The sequence below is a fragment of the Rhizobium mongolense USDA 1844 genome, from assembly GCF_000419765.1.
Taxonomy (GTDB): domain Bacteria; phylum Pseudomonadota; class Alphaproteobacteria; order Rhizobiales; family Rhizobiaceae; genus Rhizobium; species Rhizobium mongolense.
Genome location: NZ_ATTQ01000004.1, coordinates 34,465 through 49,369, shown reverse-complemented (window position 1 = coordinate 49,369; position 14,905 = coordinate 34,465). Strand labels below are relative to the sequence as shown.

The window sequence follows — 14,905 nt, the reverse complement described above, 5'->3', positions numbered from 1 at the left end:
CCTCAAGCCAAGGTGAATGAGCGGGGGAGCAAGACTTACCCGGTGAGAGGCGACGGCTCCCTGCAATCAGCAGGCTGCGGTAATTCGCCCATTTTTTGGCGGCAAGCGCGCATCATATCAATCCTCCCCCTTGTGAGGGAGGTGTCAGGCAGGACAGAGGGGGGTGCTTCCGCGCCATGACCTCCTCTTTCCTCGCCTTCACGTCCGCTCACCCCGCCATCATCCTCATCGACATTGTCGAAACCCAAGGCTCCACGCCGCGCGAAGCCGGCACCTTCATGCTCGTCGCTGAAAATGCTACCTGGGGCACGATCGGCGGCGGGCAGTTGGAGTTCATCGTGATCCGAAACGCACGAGACCTGCTTATGGGCAGCGGCAGGGCGACCATGGATATTCCGCTTGGGCCGGAGATCGGGCAATGCTGCGGCGGGCGTGCTAAGTTGCGGTTCCGGCGGGTGACGGACGATCTGATGACAGAGCTGAAAGCACGGCATGCCGAAGAATCGGCGCACCTTCCGGAGGTCTATCTTTTCGGCGCAGGCCATGTCGGGCATGCGCTCGCGGCCGCACTTGCGCAGCTGCCGCTCTTCGTGACAGTGGTCGAGACGCGTAAGGAAGAGCTTGCGAACCTACCGCCGGAAGCGAAGACGCAGCTTACGCCGATGCCGGAAGCGCTGGTGAAGGCAATGCCCGCGGGCTCCGCCGTCGTCATCCTGACGCACGACCATGCGCTGGACTTTCTGATCGCCCGCGAAGCGCTGGCGAGAACCGATCTTGCCTATACCGGCATGATCGGCTCGACCACGAAACGGGCGACCTTTGCAAACTGGCTTTCGCGCGAAGGCGGCGAGCGGAACTGGCTCGACCGCCTCACCCTGCCGATCGGCGGCTCAGCGGTCAGGGACAAGCGGCCGGAAGTGATCGCCGCCATGACCGCTGCCGAAATACTGACGGCACTTTCGGCTTATCGGCAGAGATCGCTCTCGTAACGGGGATCGCGCCCGTCCAGGAAGCCAAGATCGCGCTTCACGCGATCCGGAATGCCGTCGAGATCGAGCCGCGACGGATGGAATATCTTGCCATAAGCCCAGCCTGTCAGGCGTGGAACAAATGACAAAAGCGAACGATTGACGAGATTGGTGTTCTCTTCGATAGCATGGCAATCCATGACATCACCCTTGTTCAACTGATGGTATGGCTTGCAGATTGCCGCTAAAAATGCTGCAATTCCAATCGAACAACCGTCTATATGCATAAAGAGAACTTATCCATGAAGCTGTCGAAACAATTCCCGCTGAATGCGCTGCGCGTCTTCGAAGCAGTGGCGCGGCTCGGCAGCTTCACGAAGGCGGGCGAAGAGCTCGGCATGACGCAGACGGCTGTGAGTTATCAGGTGAAACTGCTGGAGGAGAATATTGGCGAACCGCTATTCCTGCGCCGCCCGCGCCAGATCAGCCTGACGGATACCGGCGAACGGCTGGCGCCGAGGGTGACGGAAGGATTAGCCATCCTGAGCGAAGCAGTCGCCTCCGTCAGCGCCGCAGCAGAAGAAATGCTGCTTATCCACTCGACTCCGACCTTTGCGGCGCAGTGGCTGGCGAGACATATAGGATCGTTTCACCTGAAATATCCGAGCACTGCGGTAAGATTGAAAACCTCAGACACGCTGATCGATTTTTCGCGCGAGCCTGCGGACCTCGCACTCCGCAGCGGCAAGGGCAACTGGCCGGGCCTGCGTTCCCATATGCTGATGAAGGTGACATTTACGCCGATGCTGGCGCCCGCATTGGCCGAGTCGATCGGCGGCATCCATTCACCGGCCGACCTGCTGAAGCTGCGGCTGATCGATGCCGGAGACCCTTGGTGGCTCCAGTGGTTCACCGAGGCCGGCGTACCAAACCCCGATCTTGCCGGTCGCCCCCGTTCAAGGCTCGGCGCGCAGTCCTTTGAAGCAAGTGCCGCAATTGCCGGCCAAGGCGTTGCAATCCTGACGCCGGAATTTTATTTGGACGATCTCGCCGCCGGCCGGCTCTGCCAGCCCTTCGACCTCGTCTGCTACGACGGCGCCGACTACTGGCTCGCCTATCCGGAAAACCGAAGAAATGTGCCGAAGATCCGGGCCTTCCGGAACTGGATCATCGGCGAGATGGACGCGCACGCTCTCTAAGCGGCGCTCAATAGCCCATTTCCGGCGCGTAGAAGCAGCGCGGCGTGTCCTCGTTCGGGAACAGGCAGAGGTGATATTCGCCATCGCCGGATTGCATCGCCTTCGTCATCGGCAGCATGAAGACATGTGCCCGCGTCACCAGCCGGTGGTCGCCGGGCAACAGCGTCACCCGATATCCTCTGGGCGTCACCTTGACGCTCTTCGAAGGGATCATCTGGCAATCGCCAGTATGGTTGTCGCCATTGCAACAGAAGGGTTCGTAAGACCAACCCGCTGGCGCGTCGTGGGCACTCACACTCGACGCGAACGCAATCATCACACCTGCCAGAATGCTGCGCATGGGCATCTTCTCCGTCGATGAATGCGCCGCCTCAATGCGGTTTCCACCTCATCCTGGCGGCCCATAATGGTAATTGTAACCGAGTCGTGACATTTCAAGGATCACTAAATTTTGCAGTGCAACATACTCAAAACTAGGCGTGCTGCCTTAAACCGACCGCAACTTTCAATGACCTCACGGTCACATAATCCATGCTGACGGAGACCGAATTGAGGCTTATCGTGCGGAAATACGTCGCGGCTGAAACAGTCGCCGGTACGTGTTCCTCGGCAAAGCAAACGGCTGACGTCTTTCCCCTTCCCTCCCGCAGCAACTTTCTGCAATGTGGCGAGTCGGAGGAAGACAGGGGAACTGAATGTATGAATATGCCATAGCGTGGGAATGGCTGGCTTTTGCGACACGCTGGTTTCACGTCATCACCGCGATCGCCTGGATCGGCTCATCCTTCTATTTCATCGCGCTTGATCTCGGGCTGGTGAAGCGCCCGCATCTCCCGCCGGGCGCTTATGGCGAGGAGTGGCAGGTGCATGGCGGCGGCTTCTACCACATCCAGAAGTATCTGGTGGCGCCGGCGCAGATGCCGGAGCATCTGACCTGGTTCAAATACGAAAGCTACTTCACTTGGCTCTCCGGCTTTCTGATGCTCTGCATCGTCTATTATGGCGGAGCCGACCTCTTCCTCATCGACCGCCATGTGCTGGAGATCAGCGCGCCTGTCGCAATCCTGATCTCGCTCGCCTCGCTGGCCGTCGGCTGGATCGTCTACGACCTGCTCTGCAAGTCGCCGCTCGGCAAAAACACCTGGGGCCTGATGGCGGTGCTCTATGGCGTGATCGTCTTCATGGCCTGGGGCTATACGCAGCTCTTCACCGGCCGCGCCGCCTTCCTGCATCTCGGCGCCTTCACGGCCACGATCATGTCGGCCAACGTCTTTATGATCATCATCCCGAACCAGAAGATCGTCGTCGCCGACCTAATCGCTGGACGTACGCCGGATCCGAAATACGGCGCAGTCGCCAAGCAGCGCTCACTACACAACAACTACCTGACGCTGCCGGTCATCTTCTTCATGCTGTCGAACCACTATCCGCTGGCCTTCGGCACCGCTTTCAACTGGGTGATTGCAGCCCTCGTCTTCCTGATGGGCGTCACCATCCGCCACTGGTTCAACACGACGCACGCACGCAAGGGGCGCCCGACCTGGACCTGGATCGCGACCGTCATCCTCTTCATCCTCATCATGTGGCTTTCGACGGTGCCTAAGGTGCTGACCGGCGGAAGCGAAACGACTGCCGTCGCGCCGGCCTTCCAGCAGTTTGCGGGTGATCCCCACTTCCCTGCAGTCAAGGACGTGATCGGCACGCGCTGTTCGATGTGCCATGCCGTTGAGCCAGTCTACGAAGGCCTTGCCCGGCCGCCGAACGGCGTCATCTTCGAAAACGACGCGGAAATCGCCGCCCATGCGCGTGAAATCTATATACAGGCAGGCCGCAGCCATGCCATGCCGCCCGGCAACGTGACGGAGATTACGTCGGACGAGCGGAAGCTGCTCGTCGCCTGGTTCGAAAGCGCAGTCGAAGGCAAACAGCAATGATGACGAAACTCCTGCGCGGGCGCCTGCTCTCGTTCAAACGCGCGCCCCTCAGCGTCACTGATACGGACAGCTACCGCTATGAGAGCGACGGCGGCCTGCTGATCGAGGCCGGCAAGATCGCGGCGATCGGCGCCTATTCCGACATCAGGAAGAAGGCTCCGGCAAATGCGGTTGAGATCGACCACCGCCCATACCTCATTATGCCGGGCTTCATCGACACGCATCTGCATTTTCCGCAGATGCAGGTGATCGCCTCCTACGCAGCCAACCTGCTCGAATGGCTGAACACTTACACTTTCCCGGAAGAATGCCGCTTCGTCGAAACCGCGCATGCCGAAAAGATCGCGACGCATTTCTACGACGAACTGGCCCGTCACGGCACGACGACGGCTGCCGCCTATTGCTCCGTCCATAAGACCTCCGCCGACGCCTACTTCTCAGAGGCCATACGCCGCAACATGTGCATGATCGGCGGCAAGGTGATGATGGACCGCAATGCCCCGCAGGGCCTGCTCGACACGCCTGAGATGGGCTATGACGAAACGCGGCAGGTGATTGCCGACTGGCACGGCAAGGGCCGAAACCACGTCGCCATCACCCCGCGCTTCGCCATCACTTCGACGCCGCAGCAGATGGCGGCGGCCCAGGCTCTCGCTAAGGAATTTCCGAACCTGCACATCCAGACGCATCTTTCGGAAAACCACGATGAGATCAGGTTCACCTGCGAGCTGTATCCGGACGCGATCGACTACACCGACATCTACGCCCGCTACGGCCTGCTAGGCCCGAAGAGCCTCTTCGGCCACTGCATTCACCTCTCAGAGCGCGAGGCAGATGCCATGAGCGAAGCCGGTTCGGTTGCAGTCCATTGCCCCACCTCGAACCTCTTCCTCGGCTCCGGCCTCTTCCCGCTGAAGGCACTGGCGCGCCGCGAAAAACTCGTCAGGATCGGCGTTGCCACCGACATCGGCGGCGGCTCCAGCTATTCGATGCTGCGCACCATGGACGAAGCCTACAAGATCCAGCAGCTCCTCGGCGAGCGCCTCAACCCGCTCGAAAGCTATTATTACATGACGCTCGGCAATGCCGAGGCGCTCTCGCTCGCCCATAGCATCGGCACCCTGGATGAAGGCACGGACGCCGATCTCGTCGTCCTGAACGCCGCGGCAACGCCAGCCATGGCGTTGAAGATGGATGTGGTGAAGACGCTGCCGGAAGAACTCTTCCTGCTGCAGACGATGGGCGACGACCGGGCGGTCGTGGAGACTTACGTGGCGGGCGAGGCAGCGAAGAGCAACCTCACTCTCTGAAGCAGACAAACTGGACGTTCTCGCGACGCTGATCGATGCTTATGAGGCGTCTTTCCAATCCATCTGCCCGACCCAATCGACGCGTTCCATTGCGCATGCAACAACAGGGCTTGAGCCACAAGGACCTTGAACCGATGCTCGGCAGCCGGGGACGCGTGGCGGAAATTCTCAATCGCAGGCGATCCCTCTTGCCTGAAATGATCCGCCGGCTGCATGAGCATCTTGAGATTCCGACCGACATATTGATCCAGCCATCCGTACCAACAACGCGGCATAGGATATCAATTAGACCAGCTTTTTTTCAAAGCTTCCATCACTGCGCGGATGATCGGGACATTCCTGATGTCAGAGTGAACGACAAGCCAGACTTCGCGTGTCAGCGGCTTGGGCTCCCGAACGGCCTTCACGAGGCCGTCCAAGCCGACAAGGAGGAAATTCGGCAGGAGGGCGACACCGCCGCCGGCTCTCGCGGCGGAAAGCTGGAACTCGAGGGTCGTGGCCTTGATGGACAGTTTTCGCCCATTCGCCACCTCGAGCAGGCGAGTTGACTGCGGCGAGCTCGACATGGTTTCGTCATAGGCGATGAAGTTCCAGTCCTCTTCCGGCACAGAAGCCAGATAAGTTGGCGCCGCATAGAAGCCAAAAGCCACGTCGCCAAGTTTGGTAATGGTAAAGTCGCCCTGTTCCGGCTTCGTCATGCGGACCGCGATGTCCGCCTCCCGCCGGTCGAGCGAGGCGTATCGCGTCTCGCCGACAATGGTGATGCCGATGTCTGGATGGTTGCGCCGGAGCTCGACGAGCGGCCCGGCAAGCAGCGCGGCCGCAAACGTCGGCGGTGCGCTCACCTTGACATCGCCGGCAAGCCTGCCGCCGGCAGCAAGGCTCACACGTTCGATCGCCCGCGCCTCCTCGCCCATGCGCTCGGCCATCGCCGCGACCCGTTGCCCCTCTGCCGTCAGCGATATGCGCCGCCCGCGCCGGTCGACGAGCTTCACGTCCATCTGCGCCTCCAGGCTGGCGACGCGGCGGGCGACCGTCGCATGCTCCACGTCGAGCAAGCGGGCAGCGCCGAGCAAACTTCCAGTCTGCGCCAGGGCAGAGAAATAGCGAAGATTTTCCCAATCGAACATTGATCATTTTTTCCCATCAGTTGGCAGACAATAGGGAATTTCCGATCAGCAAGCCATCGGCCATGATTGCTGCGACAGCAAATCGGAGCACAGTCATGGACAAGATCGTTACACTTCAGGCGCCGGGCGGTATCGAGCAACTGCAGGTCCTGGAGCGCACGCCGCAGCAGCCTGGCCCCAATGAGATCCGCATACGGCATGAAGCGATCGGCATGAATTTCGTCGACATCTACCATCGGAAGGGCATCTATCCCTTGCCAGCCTATCCGGCAGTCCTTGGCGTCGAGGGCGCGGGCATCGTAGAGGCTGTCGGCACCGGCGCCGTCGAGCTGAAACCGGGTGACCGCGTTGCCTATGCCGGCGCGGTCGGCGCCTATGCCGCAACGCGCCTCATCCCCGCCGCGCGCGCCATCCGCCTTCCCGACGATATTCCATCACGCCTCGCCGCAGCCTCGATGCTGAAGGGCATGACTGCCTACATGCTGCTGACGCAGACCTACAAAGTCGCCCCCGGCACGATCGTCCTCGTGCATGCGGCAGCCGGCGGGCTCGGCGCCATTCTGGTTCAATGGGCAAAGCGTCTCGGAGCAACAGTCATCGGGACCGTCAGTTCAGCGCAAAAGGCAGTGCTCGCCCGCAAGCATGGCGCCGACCACCTGATCGTCGGGCGCGATGCGGATGTCGTCGGCGAAGTGAAGCGGCTGACTGGCGGCCGCGGCGTTGACACCGCCTATGACGGCATCGGCGGCAGCATGCTGTCCAAGACCATCCAATGCCTGCGGCCATTCGGCGTCGCCGCAACGATCGGCCAGGCCGGCGGCCCAATACCGCCGGTCGCAGTCGAGGAACTGCGCCCCGGAAAATCTCTCGCCCATCCGAGCATCATCGCCTATGTCGCCGACCTCGATAGTTACACAGCCGCGGCCAAAGCCGTGGTCGAGATTCTGCGTTCCGGCATCACCGCAACGATTGCTGGAGAATACGCTTTGCCCGACGCCGCCAAGGCGCAGCAACTCCTCGAAGAAGGACGTGCTGCGGGCAGTCTCATTCTTGTTCCGTAGGCGCGGAAAGAGATACCCAACAGCTTGGAAATCATGTTAAGGGCCACGGCACTATCCAGATGCGAAAGTCTCGTCCATGGCCACTCCTCTCACCATCGCTGACCTCAAGCAACTCGCCCAGCGCCGCGTGCCGAAAATGTTCTTCGACTATGCGGATTCCGGCGCCTGGACGGAGTCGACCTATCAGGCGAATGAGAGCGATTACGCCAAGATCAAGCTGCGTCAGCGCGTACTCGTCGACATGACGAACCGGACGCTGGAAACGACGATGATCGGCCAGAAAGTCTCCATGCCGGTGGCGCTCGCGCCAACCGGCTTGACGGGCATGCAGCATGCCGACGGCGAGATGCTGGCTGCCCGCGCGGCCGAGGAATTCGGCGTTCCCTTCACGCTCTCGACCATGAGCATCTGCTCGATCGAGGATGTCGCCTCGGTGACGACGCGGCCGTTCTGGTTCCAGCTCTATGTGATGAAGGACAAGGACTTCGTCATGGACCTCATCAACCGCGCCAAGGCGGCCAAGTGCTCGGCGCTGGTGCTGACGGCTGACCTGCAGATCCTCGGCCAGCGGCATAAGGACTTGCGCAACGGCCTGTCCGCTCCGCCGAAATTCACGCCGAAGCATATCTGGCAAATGGTGACGCGCCCCTTCTGGTGCCTCGACATGCTGAAGACGAAGCACCGCACCTTCGGCAACATCGTCGGCCACGCAAAGAATGTTTCCGACCTCTCCTCGCTGTCTTCCTGGACGGCCGAGCAGTTCGATCCGCAGCTCTCCTGGGCCGACGTCGCCTGGATCAAGGAAAAGTGGGGCGGCCCGTTGATCATCAAGGGCATTCTCGATGTCGAGGACGCGAAGGCAGCAGCCGAGACGGGCGCCGACGCAATCGTCGTCTCCAACCATGGCGGCCGTCAGCTCGACGGCGCCCCTTCCTCGATCAGCATGCTCCCGCAGATCGTCGATGCCGTTGGACATAGGATCGAGATCCATCTGGACGGCGGCATCCGCTCCGGCCAGGACGTGCTGAAGGCCGTGGCGCTCGGCGCCAAGGGCACTTATATCGGCCGTCCCTTCCTCTACGGCCTCGGCGCCATGGGCAAAGAAGGCGTGACACTGGCGCTCGGCATCCTCCGCAAGGAGATGGACGTCACCATGGCGCTGTGCGGCAAACGCGACATCAACGACGTCAACTCCTCAATCATCGCCGGGCGGCAGTAGCGCTTCTGTGAGAAGCCTGCTCAGAAGAGTCACGAATCCCGATATTGCTGTCACGGTGGCTGCGTCATTGACGACACGGTTTTGAAACGCATGCTTTCCAATCGTTTGCTGTCGCAAGGACGGCCTTGATAAAGAAGTCGTTTCTAAAGTGAAGGCGCGTTGTTTGACGGCGCATAGAATCCGCTCAGGTGTCAGATCACGACCAACTCATCACAAATGCGCCATCGTTACCCCGGGAAATCACTGCATCCGGATCGACTTCTAGTTCGTCATCAGTTTCTACGGCGCCGACAAATGCGCTCGTATCAGGATGCGGCTTCTCCCGTAGCTTGTCAGCTAAGGACCCCGCCGGGATCAACCTAAGTATCTGATTGATTTCCTCGTCCTCTAAACGCACCCACATGTTGGTTACTCTGTTTGCGACCGTACGATTGTGATCACGACGTCCGTCGGCCGCAACCGCTTTAACCAACTGTCAGCTTGCCAACGCCGGACGCTTTCCAACGAGAATGGTTTTAGTTGCGCCGACAGATTTTTCTGCTGACACTGGTAGTAGACGAAGCAAAGACACCGCCATGCCAACAGACGACCTTCAGCCACGCGGGGACACTTCTCGCCCAACAAGCCTGACGCTGTCGGAATTGATCGACAGCGGCTACTCGCAATACTTCGCTGTCCAGTTAAATCTTGACAGTCAGATCGATGACCCCGATTTCTTCGTGTTTGATGAGGAAGACAGACGGCGATGGGGCGACACCGTGATGTTCAGGGACAGGGAAATTGCGCTCGGCGACGACGTTTCGCCCATCACGGGCTACGCAAGCCGTTGGATCAGCCCGCTATTCCGATTGATATGCGTCGAACCCGCCTCCGCGAGGATCGCGAACTACAATCGTGATGACTTGCTGGCCTTCTGCCGCTCTTCTTGCCCCTGAGGCACGAGCGCCATGCTGGATTTCGGATCATAGCGCAAAGTCGCTTGGCGAAGTCGCCAAGATGGGCCATCTGGCAGGTAAATGTAGCGATGGCGAATACCTGCTTTGCGGGAATACCAGCTTCTACCGGTGCCGGAAGGGACTTGCGCCGACAAAAATCCCGCCGCACCTTTTATATGAACCCAATTCGGGAAAAGCAGATGCCGGAATACTTGATTGATATGCGAACGATGACGACCTTTTGGGTGACCGCGCCCTCCGAGAAGAAGGCGCTCGAAGCGCTCATGGAAGCAACGTATGACCTCGAACTGCGTTTGGAAATAGGCGAGGAAACGCCGATTCAGCTGGTCAACATTACCTGCCGCGACGAAGACCCCCCTGAAGTTATCGACGCACATGACGATGATGCGGATGAGAGCGCGAACGACGACGGTCCCTAATAACCTTGGCTAGCTCGGACACATTGTGAGATTTGCATCTGGATCCCGCCGCGCTCAGCCCTCAAATTTCGGTAGACACCCCGGGGTCGCGTTGCCCTTGTACCCAAGAGGCGCTTGAGGGAACTTCCGCTGTCTTTTGATGAGGCGGCTTACGCTACTAATCTTCGCCGTCTGGAATGAACACTTCGTCCCGAACAGACATCACCGGCCCCGGCGTGATGCTGTTTCGATTCATATGTCTGTCGATCATTCGCTGGACATCACCGCTGATGCGTCGAGGAACGAGAACCATCTCAAGATCCAAGGCTGCGCAGAGAGCACGAAGTGTCGCGACCTCGGGGTTAGCCTTTCCATTTTCGATCTTTGAGACCTTTCCTTGTGAGATACCGGCAAGATCGGCCAGCTTCTCCTGACTCATGTTGACCGCTTCGCGAAAGACCCGGAACATGCCCAGATCCAACCCCCAGACCATGTAAACCTCCGCTGTTATGTCTTTCGAGGGATATCCATACTAAATTATGCCGTTTAAGGTATAGCCGCAAGGTGTTTGCGACGACCAAACTTCGGCTTCAGACTTTTAGCAGCTCGATGGAATTACACGGTATGAAGAGGTTTTTGATTGATGTGCTATCAGGGATTGCTTTTTTGGGGCGGTCCGCTTGAGAACCAGCCTCGACTGAGAGTCTTGGACAGCTCGCAAATATCTGCCTAGATTGGCCAAGGATGAAACTGCCAACGGGAGGCATGCGGCATTGGGATTGTTCGACGGGATACTGGGTCACGATTCGAAGGTCGATCCTAACGAGCTGCGCAAGCGTCTCGACGGAGTGCTGATCGAAGGTGAAGAGGCGAAGTTGGCCTTTAAAGTGATTCGCGACTTTTTCGTTTTCACCCAGTGGCGGCTGATCCTGGTCGATATCCAGGGCATCACAGGTAGCAAAGTGGACTACATGTCCATTCCGTACAAAGCGATCACACGTTTTTCGGTCGAGACCGCTGGCACGTTCGATTTGGACACCGAGCTTAAGGTTTGGGTATCGGGAACCGCGACGCCAATCAGCAAGACGTTGAAGAAGGGCTCAGATGCGCGTGGCATACAGCGTGCCCTCGCTACGGGCATCTTCGGATAGCAGAATATTTGTTCCGGCGATGGTCCCGATTCCGGCGTGGCAGCAGACCTCACCCCTAGCTCCTGTAGACTGGCAGCTCGGCTATCGGCTGTTCAACCTCATCAAAAAGGATCAGATCGAAGCCGCGCCCAGCAGCGTAAGCGAAAGATCGCCAGAGATCCTTGAACCGCCGATTTCCAAAGTTGCTCTCGGCATCCTCGTCAACATGGAATATCCAGCCGACGTCGCCAAACGGCCCACCTACCGTGAGCCAGTCTGCATGATCATTAGAGGCGAGAAAGCGCTTCGTAGCGGGTGATAGATGGGCTGTACTTAGGCAAAGAAGTCTACGCAATCGGGTGATCCAGACACAGTAGAAACCATGATGTTTTCTGGCCGTCTCAAAGTCAAACCTTCATCTGCATGAAAGTCGCGCATGTTGCGAGACAAGTATCGGTGATAAGGAAACACAGCCGTTTCGTGGAAGCACCGGTCTCTGGCGGACTTCATCGAGAAAGTCCCTGACGAAAAGAGTGGCTCGTCGAATCCGAGGGATCGAGCGGCTCAGCGGACCTGGTTCCCGATCGGTCGCGGAGCGTCCCGGAATCAAAACATAAAACAGGTGATTGCAAGAAAGCAGTTGCGAAGCTGTCCAGCATGTCGTCGACTGCCTTTTGCGCGGACGCCGCGGACCTGGCGCATACCTGCGCTGCGAAAATAGCTGTTGCCATTCTCAAGGCTGATCGGTAATCACCGCGCCACGCAGACGGCCTGCCGATCAGTCGGTTTTTGCCGTCGGTAGCAACGCACGGGCGCTCCCCATTCCGGGTCGAGCGCCCGTTGTGCTTGCTCTCGGCGCTCAGTTATCAATTTCCTCCTACGAAAAGACCGATGGTGACCAAAGGCGAGCATCAGCTGCGGTCTCATATCTAAATATTCGCTTTGCTAGTTTTCGTTCTCGGCCGTGGCCAGACGCCAAGAAATGCAGGATCGTCCATAGCGACGACCCCACCATCCTGCAAAGCACCAACAACATAATTTGCGGGATTGAATATCGTCCAGCTCTCATCGGGTAACTGGATGGAAAACGGTTGCGCCGCAGGTGGCGACGGCACCCTTAGTCCGCGCGGCAAACCGGCCGTCTCGTCGGTGAACTTCACAATGCCCGAATGAGCGCCGAAGCCGATCTTATATCCAGCCGCTCTCAAAGCTGCGGGAAAATCCGGATGACCAATGAGGTCGCCATCAAACACAATCCCCAGCCAATTCCACGACCGAGTGAAGCAGCCACGTTCAAAGATCAGTCGGTCCTCCAGTTCCGTCGCCGGGACCTTCTCCGCGCTCCAGTTGTTCCCGAGCGGCGAACAGGACGTCCATTTGAACTTTTCAGCGTTTTCGGCATAGCCGATGAGATTGTTGCGATGTTCAAACCCGGAGATCCGCTTCTTTTTCACAATGGAACCGCGGAGCAACCAGGTGTTATTGAAGATATAGTGCGGCCCACCCGCCTGATGGTGGTCGGCAAGTTTGAATAGGGCACCACTCGCGTGTGTATCGCCATCAGGTCCGGGAATATGTAGATTCCAACCAAGATTTCCGTAAACGTAGAAATGACCCGACTGCTGCATCTCGAATGAGAATGGCATATAACAATCGACGAACTTGTTTCGCCGGATAGTCCAGTTCCACGCAAAGTCCTCGGGCTCGATCGCGTTATCCCGGACCCGAAGGAACCAGTTATCCTCGATGACGACGTTGCGGGCGAAGTTCGCCTTGGTCGAGGCCGATGCCTGATTGAAGAAATGCACGCCATTGAAGGCGTCCGCTATGATGTTATTGCGGATCACGACGTAACCAGCGATCGTCCAAGCTCGGAAGAAGTCGCCATCGTAAGCGCGAGCGTCCGTTTCCACGGCAACTGGACCCTCCTCATTCCTGGACCCGTGCACTGCTTTCCACGGTATCTTGCCCCAAAGCGTACAGTCCGCTGCTGACAGGTCAGATCGCGTGTGGCCTTTCCCGCGGATCGATAAGATATCGGCGGCGCCATGGCTGTCGACATCCTGGACCCAGTCGCAATCTTCGATCAGCAGGTGACGAGTATACGGCCCCGCCGCCCCAATGGCGAAAGTCCCTCCCCTGAAGCTGACCCGTCGGATGAAGATATGCTGGCAGTTGTCGAGGTAGATTGCCGTCGGCCAGCAGTTTTCGAAACATAGGTCCTCGATGATCACCCACTGGCAGTCCTTGAGAACCAGAGCTGCGTCATCAGCAACGAAATAAACACCAGGAAACGAGCCCGCTTTCTGGTGAGCCGCCGCCAGCTTATTTGCTGTCACTCGGTAGCCGTCGAAATCGACATCGGACCCAATCTTCGCCTTAGGTCCACGGATAACGATCGGCTCGGTTTGGGAGCCGCGCTTGCCGCTAATGGTAATCGGGGACCGGTAGCGGCCTTTGTTCAGATGAAGTTTGCCTCCTGGTTCAAGGCGCGTAATGGCATGATGGATGCCCTCTGGACCAACCCTCATTCGCGACCTCGTCCCCGCTCCCGGTTTCCATGAAATTTGCCAGCATAGAGGCAGCGCCTCACTTCTGACCGTTGGCGTTAAGTCATTTAAAGGCATCGTTCAGCAAATTAGCCAATCGATATCCGGCGAGCGAGATTTGAGCCTCCGCGACCTTGCGAGCGTTCGTTTCATACTCCCGCGTCAACATCACTGGCTGTGTCGGATCGAGCGCGACCGGCGCTGAATAGGCAAACTGCAGCGCGAGATCATGACTTTCTTCCAGCCACTGCGCCGGATCGAGCTCTTTTGCAAAGGCATCGGCGGGAGCGGGTATTTTGTCGGCCCCGTTGTCAGCGATTGCGCCTAGCGGTGTCGAGTACCCACCGAAGATGCCATCCCAGTAGAAATGCAACTTCGTTTCCTTGCCGTCGGCGGGTACGACTGTGATCTCGTTGCCGCCTCGGTCGCCCAGGTCCGGCTTACCCCTATCCTGCCACATCTTGTGGAGGGCTTTGTTGAAATAGGCGGTGCTGTGCAGCGGCTGATGAACATCGCCAATAAGATGGATCAGCCAGCTGAGATCGTACGACCGGATATCGTCGCTCTTTCCTGCGCTAACGGGCAAAGCTGCGGAGAAGAGCTTGATCTGTGTTTCCGCATTCACGGGGTCTTGCGGCGGCCAAGTTGATCCGTCAGTCGAGAATGGGATGTCTTTGTAGTGCCAATAGTCGTGAACAAGCTTGTCGGAGTACCCAACGTTGCGGGCTGCGTACGGACCGGTTGCTGTGTCGTTATCGCGAGTGTAATCTTTGTAGGTCTTGATATCGTCCGCCCAGACCGCCGCTCGGATAAAGACGTACTGATCGACATCGCCTGGGGTGCCGTCCGGCTTCGCAGGTACCGCAGCCGCCCACTCGCCATATTTCGGATTGAGCTTCAGTAGCCTGGACGCTTCCGCCTTCGCTTGCGGAGAAAGCTGCTCGTAGGCGATCGCCGCCACTCTCATGTGGCCCGAATCCCACCAGGCGTAGGACGTCGTCGGTAACGCCGCCGAAATCGCCACAGCTGCAATGGCTGCGAATTTGCGCAT

The 14,905-nt window shown here is 58.6% G+C and carries 17 protein-coding genes; 9 read left to right on the top strand and 8 right to left on the bottom strand.

Annotated features, from left to right (window positions below; all coding sequences use genetic code 11):
* Positions 1 to 176: 176 nt before the first annotated feature.
* Positions 177 to 989, top strand: a complete 813-nt coding sequence (xdhC, locus tag A3C3_RS0108180) for a xanthine dehydrogenase accessory protein XdhC (RefSeq protein WP_022714116.1) — start codon at positions 177 to 179, stop codon at positions 987 to 989.
* On the opposite strand, the gene A3C3_RS0108175 is transcribed toward xdhC, so the two are convergent.
* Positions 965 to 1,168: a hypothetical protein gene (locus tag A3C3_RS0108175; protein WP_022714115.1), complete on the bottom strand. Its 204-nt coding sequence runs from the start codon at positions 1,166 to 1,168 to the stop codon at positions 965 to 967. The genes xdhC and A3C3_RS0108175 overlap by 25 nt on opposite strands.
* Positions 1,169 to 1,249: 81 nt before the next feature.
* Between A3C3_RS0108175 and A3C3_RS0108170 the strand changes: the two genes are divergently transcribed.
* Positions 1,250 to 2,167: a LysR substrate-binding domain-containing protein gene (locus A3C3_RS0108170; protein ID WP_028739489.1), complete on the top strand. Its 918-nt coding sequence runs from the start codon at positions 1,250 to 1,252 to the stop codon at positions 2,165 to 2,167.
* A gap of 7 nt (positions 2,168 to 2,174) precedes the next feature.
* On the opposite strand, the gene A3C3_RS0108165 is transcribed toward A3C3_RS0108170, so the two are convergent.
* Complete coding sequence (locus A3C3_RS0108165) at positions 2,175 to 2,507, bottom strand: hypothetical protein (protein ID WP_022714113.1); 333 nt, start codon at positions 2,505 to 2,507, stop codon at positions 2,175 to 2,177.
* 355 nt (positions 2,508 to 2,862) lie between these two features.
* Here A3C3_RS0108165 and A3C3_RS0108160 point away from each other — a divergent pair, with 355 nt between their 5' ends.
* Both A3C3_RS0108160 and guaD read left to right on the top strand, forming a co-directional pair.
* The gene (locus A3C3_RS0108160; RefSeq protein ID WP_022714112.1) at positions 2,863 to 4,101 is read left to right on the top strand and encodes a urate hydroxylase PuuD; all 1,239 of its coding nucleotides are present in this window, start codon (positions 2,863 to 2,865) and stop codon (positions 4,099 to 4,101) included.
* Positions 4,098 to 5,411, top strand: a complete 1,314-nt coding sequence (guaD, locus tag A3C3_RS0108155) for a guanine deaminase (RefSeq protein WP_022714111.1) — start codon at positions 4,098 to 4,100, stop codon at positions 5,409 to 5,411. The genes A3C3_RS0108160 and guaD overlap by 4 nt, the downstream gene beginning before the upstream one ends.
* Positions 5,412 to 5,692: 281 nt before the next feature.
* On the opposite strand, the gene A3C3_RS0108150 is transcribed toward guaD, so the two are convergent.
* Positions 5,693 to 6,541 (bottom strand): LysR family transcriptional regulator, encoded by an 849-nt coding sequence (locus A3C3_RS0108150; protein ID WP_022714110.1) that lies wholly within the window; start codon positions 6,539 to 6,541, stop codon positions 5,693 to 5,695.
* Between the two features lie 95 nt (positions 6,542 to 6,636).
* Here A3C3_RS0108150 and A3C3_RS0108145 point away from each other — a divergent pair, with 95 nt between their 5' ends.
* Both A3C3_RS0108145 and A3C3_RS0108140 read left to right on the top strand, forming a co-directional pair.
* Positions 6,637 to 7,602, top strand: coding sequence for a quinone oxidoreductase family protein (locus A3C3_RS0108145; RefSeq protein WP_028739488.1), 966 nt, complete (start codon positions 6,637 to 6,639; stop codon positions 7,600 to 7,602).
* A gap of 76 nt (positions 7,603 to 7,678) precedes the next feature.
* Positions 7,679 to 8,821 (top strand): alpha-hydroxy acid oxidase, encoded by a 1,143-nt coding sequence (locus tag A3C3_RS0108140; RefSeq protein ID WP_022714108.1) that lies wholly within the window; start codon positions 7,679 to 7,681, stop codon positions 8,819 to 8,821.
* Positions 8,822 to 9,017: 196 nt separating this feature from the next.
* On the opposite strand, the gene A3C3_RS0108135 is transcribed toward A3C3_RS0108140, so the two are convergent.
* Positions 9,018 to 9,293 carry a hypothetical protein gene (locus tag A3C3_RS0108135; protein WP_028739487.1) on the bottom strand — a complete coding sequence of 92 codons (276 nt, stop codon included), beginning with the start codon at positions 9,291 to 9,293 and terminating at the stop codon, positions 9,018 to 9,020.
* Positions 9,294 to 9,396: 103 nt separating this feature from the next.
* On the opposite strand from A3C3_RS0108135, the gene A3C3_RS0108130 reads away from it, so the two are divergent.
* Together A3C3_RS0108130 and A3C3_RS0108125 are read left to right on the top strand one after the other, a co-directional pair.
* Positions 9,397 to 9,756 carry a hypothetical protein gene (locus tag A3C3_RS0108130; RefSeq protein ID WP_022714106.1) on the top strand — a complete coding sequence of 120 codons (360 nt, stop codon included), beginning with the start codon at positions 9,397 to 9,399 and terminating at the stop codon, positions 9,754 to 9,756.
* A gap of 89 nt (positions 9,757 to 9,845) precedes the next feature.
* On the top strand, positions 9,846 to 10,196 hold the full coding sequence (locus A3C3_RS0108125) for a hypothetical protein (protein ID WP_145611805.1): 351 nt from the start codon (positions 9,846 to 9,848) through the stop codon (positions 10,194 to 10,196).
* A gap of 157 nt (positions 10,197 to 10,353) precedes the next feature.
* On the opposite strand, the gene A3C3_RS0108120 is transcribed toward A3C3_RS0108125, so the two are convergent.
* Positions 10,354 to 10,668 carry a helix-turn-helix domain-containing protein gene (locus A3C3_RS0108120; RefSeq protein WP_022714104.1) on the bottom strand — a complete coding sequence of 105 codons (315 nt, stop codon included), beginning with the start codon at positions 10,666 to 10,668 and terminating at the stop codon, positions 10,354 to 10,356.
* 280 nt (positions 10,669 to 10,948) lie between these two features.
* Between A3C3_RS0108120 and A3C3_RS0108115 the strand changes: the two genes are divergently transcribed.
* Complete coding sequence (locus tag A3C3_RS0108115) at positions 10,949 to 11,326, top strand: PH domain-containing protein (protein ID WP_028739486.1); 378 nt, start codon at positions 10,949 to 10,951, stop codon at positions 11,324 to 11,326.
* 55 nt (positions 11,327 to 11,381) lie between these two features.
* Here the strand turns inward: A3C3_RS0108115 and A3C3_RS48960 are convergent, their stop codons facing one another.
* The 3 genes from A3C3_RS48960 to A3C3_RS0108100 form a co-directional block, all read right to left on the bottom strand.
* Positions 11,382 to 11,660 (bottom strand): DUF5983 family protein, encoded by a 279-nt coding sequence (locus A3C3_RS48960; RefSeq protein WP_446692554.1) that lies wholly within the window; start codon positions 11,658 to 11,660, stop codon positions 11,382 to 11,384.
* A 574-nt stretch (positions 11,661 to 12,234) separates the two neighbouring features.
* Positions 12,235 to 13,836 (bottom strand): right-handed parallel beta-helix repeat-containing protein, encoded by a 1,602-nt coding sequence (locus A3C3_RS0108105; RefSeq protein WP_028739485.1) that lies wholly within the window; start codon positions 13,834 to 13,836, stop codon positions 12,235 to 12,237.
* 82 nt (positions 13,837 to 13,918) lie between these two features.
* Positions 13,919 to 14,905, bottom strand: a complete 987-nt coding sequence (locus tag A3C3_RS0108100; RefSeq protein ID WP_022714100.1) for a S1/P1 nuclease — start codon at positions 14,903 to 14,905, stop codon at positions 13,919 to 13,921.

Excerpts from the sequence above, each read along its gene's own strand:
- A3C3_RS0108120 (WP_022714104.1), bottom strand. The coding sequence starts at position 10,668 with ATGGTCTGGGGGTTGGATCTGGGCATGTTCCGGGTCTTTCGCGAAGCG.
- A3C3_RS0108145 (WP_028739488.1), top strand. The coding sequence starts at position 6,637 with ATGGACAAGATCGTTACACTTCAGGCGCCGGGCGGTATCGAGCAACTG.
- guaD (WP_022714111.1), top strand. The coding sequence starts at position 4,098 with ATGATGACGAAACTCCTGCGCGGGCGCCTGCTCTCGTTCAAACGCGCG.
- A3C3_RS0108140 (WP_022714108.1), top strand. The coding sequence starts at position 7,679 with ATGGCCACTCCTCTCACCATCGCTGACCTCAAGCAACTCGCCCAGCGC.
- A3C3_RS0108175 (WP_022714115.1), bottom strand. The coding sequence starts at position 1,168 with ATGGATTGCCATGCTATCGAAGAGAACACCAATCTCGTCAATCGTTCG.
- A3C3_RS0108100 (WP_022714100.1), bottom strand. The coding sequence starts at position 14,905 with ATGCGCAAATTCGCAGCCATTGCAGCTGTGGCGATTTCGGCGGCGTTA.
- A3C3_RS0108105 (WP_028739485.1), bottom strand. The coding sequence starts at position 13,836 with ATGAGGGTTGGTCCAGAGGGCATCCATCATGCCATTACGCGCCTTGAA.
- A3C3_RS0108165 (WP_022714113.1), bottom strand. The coding sequence starts at position 2,507 with ATGCGCAGCATTCTGGCAGGTGTGATGATTGCGTTCGCGTCGAGTGTG.
- A3C3_RS0108160 (WP_022714112.1), top strand. The coding sequence starts at position 2,863 with ATGTATGAATATGCCATAGCGTGGGAATGGCTGGCTTTTGCGACACGC.
- A3C3_RS0108130 (WP_022714106.1), top strand. The coding sequence starts at position 9,397 with ATGCCAACAGACGACCTTCAGCCACGCGGGGACACTTCTCGCCCAACA.
- A3C3_RS0108125 (WP_145611805.1), top strand. The coding sequence starts at position 9,846 with ATGGCGAATACCTGCTTTGCGGGAATACCAGCTTCTACCGGTGCCGGA.
- xdhC (WP_022714116.1), top strand. The coding sequence starts at position 177 with ATGACCTCCTCTTTCCTCGCCTTCACGTCCGCTCACCCCGCCATCATC.
- A3C3_RS0108150 (WP_022714110.1), bottom strand. The coding sequence starts at position 6,541 with ATGTTCGATTGGGAAAATCTTCGCTATTTCTCTGCCCTGGCGCAGACT.
- A3C3_RS0108170 (WP_028739489.1), top strand. The coding sequence starts at position 1,250 with ATGCATAAAGAGAACTTATCCATGAAGCTGTCGAAACAATTCCCGCTG.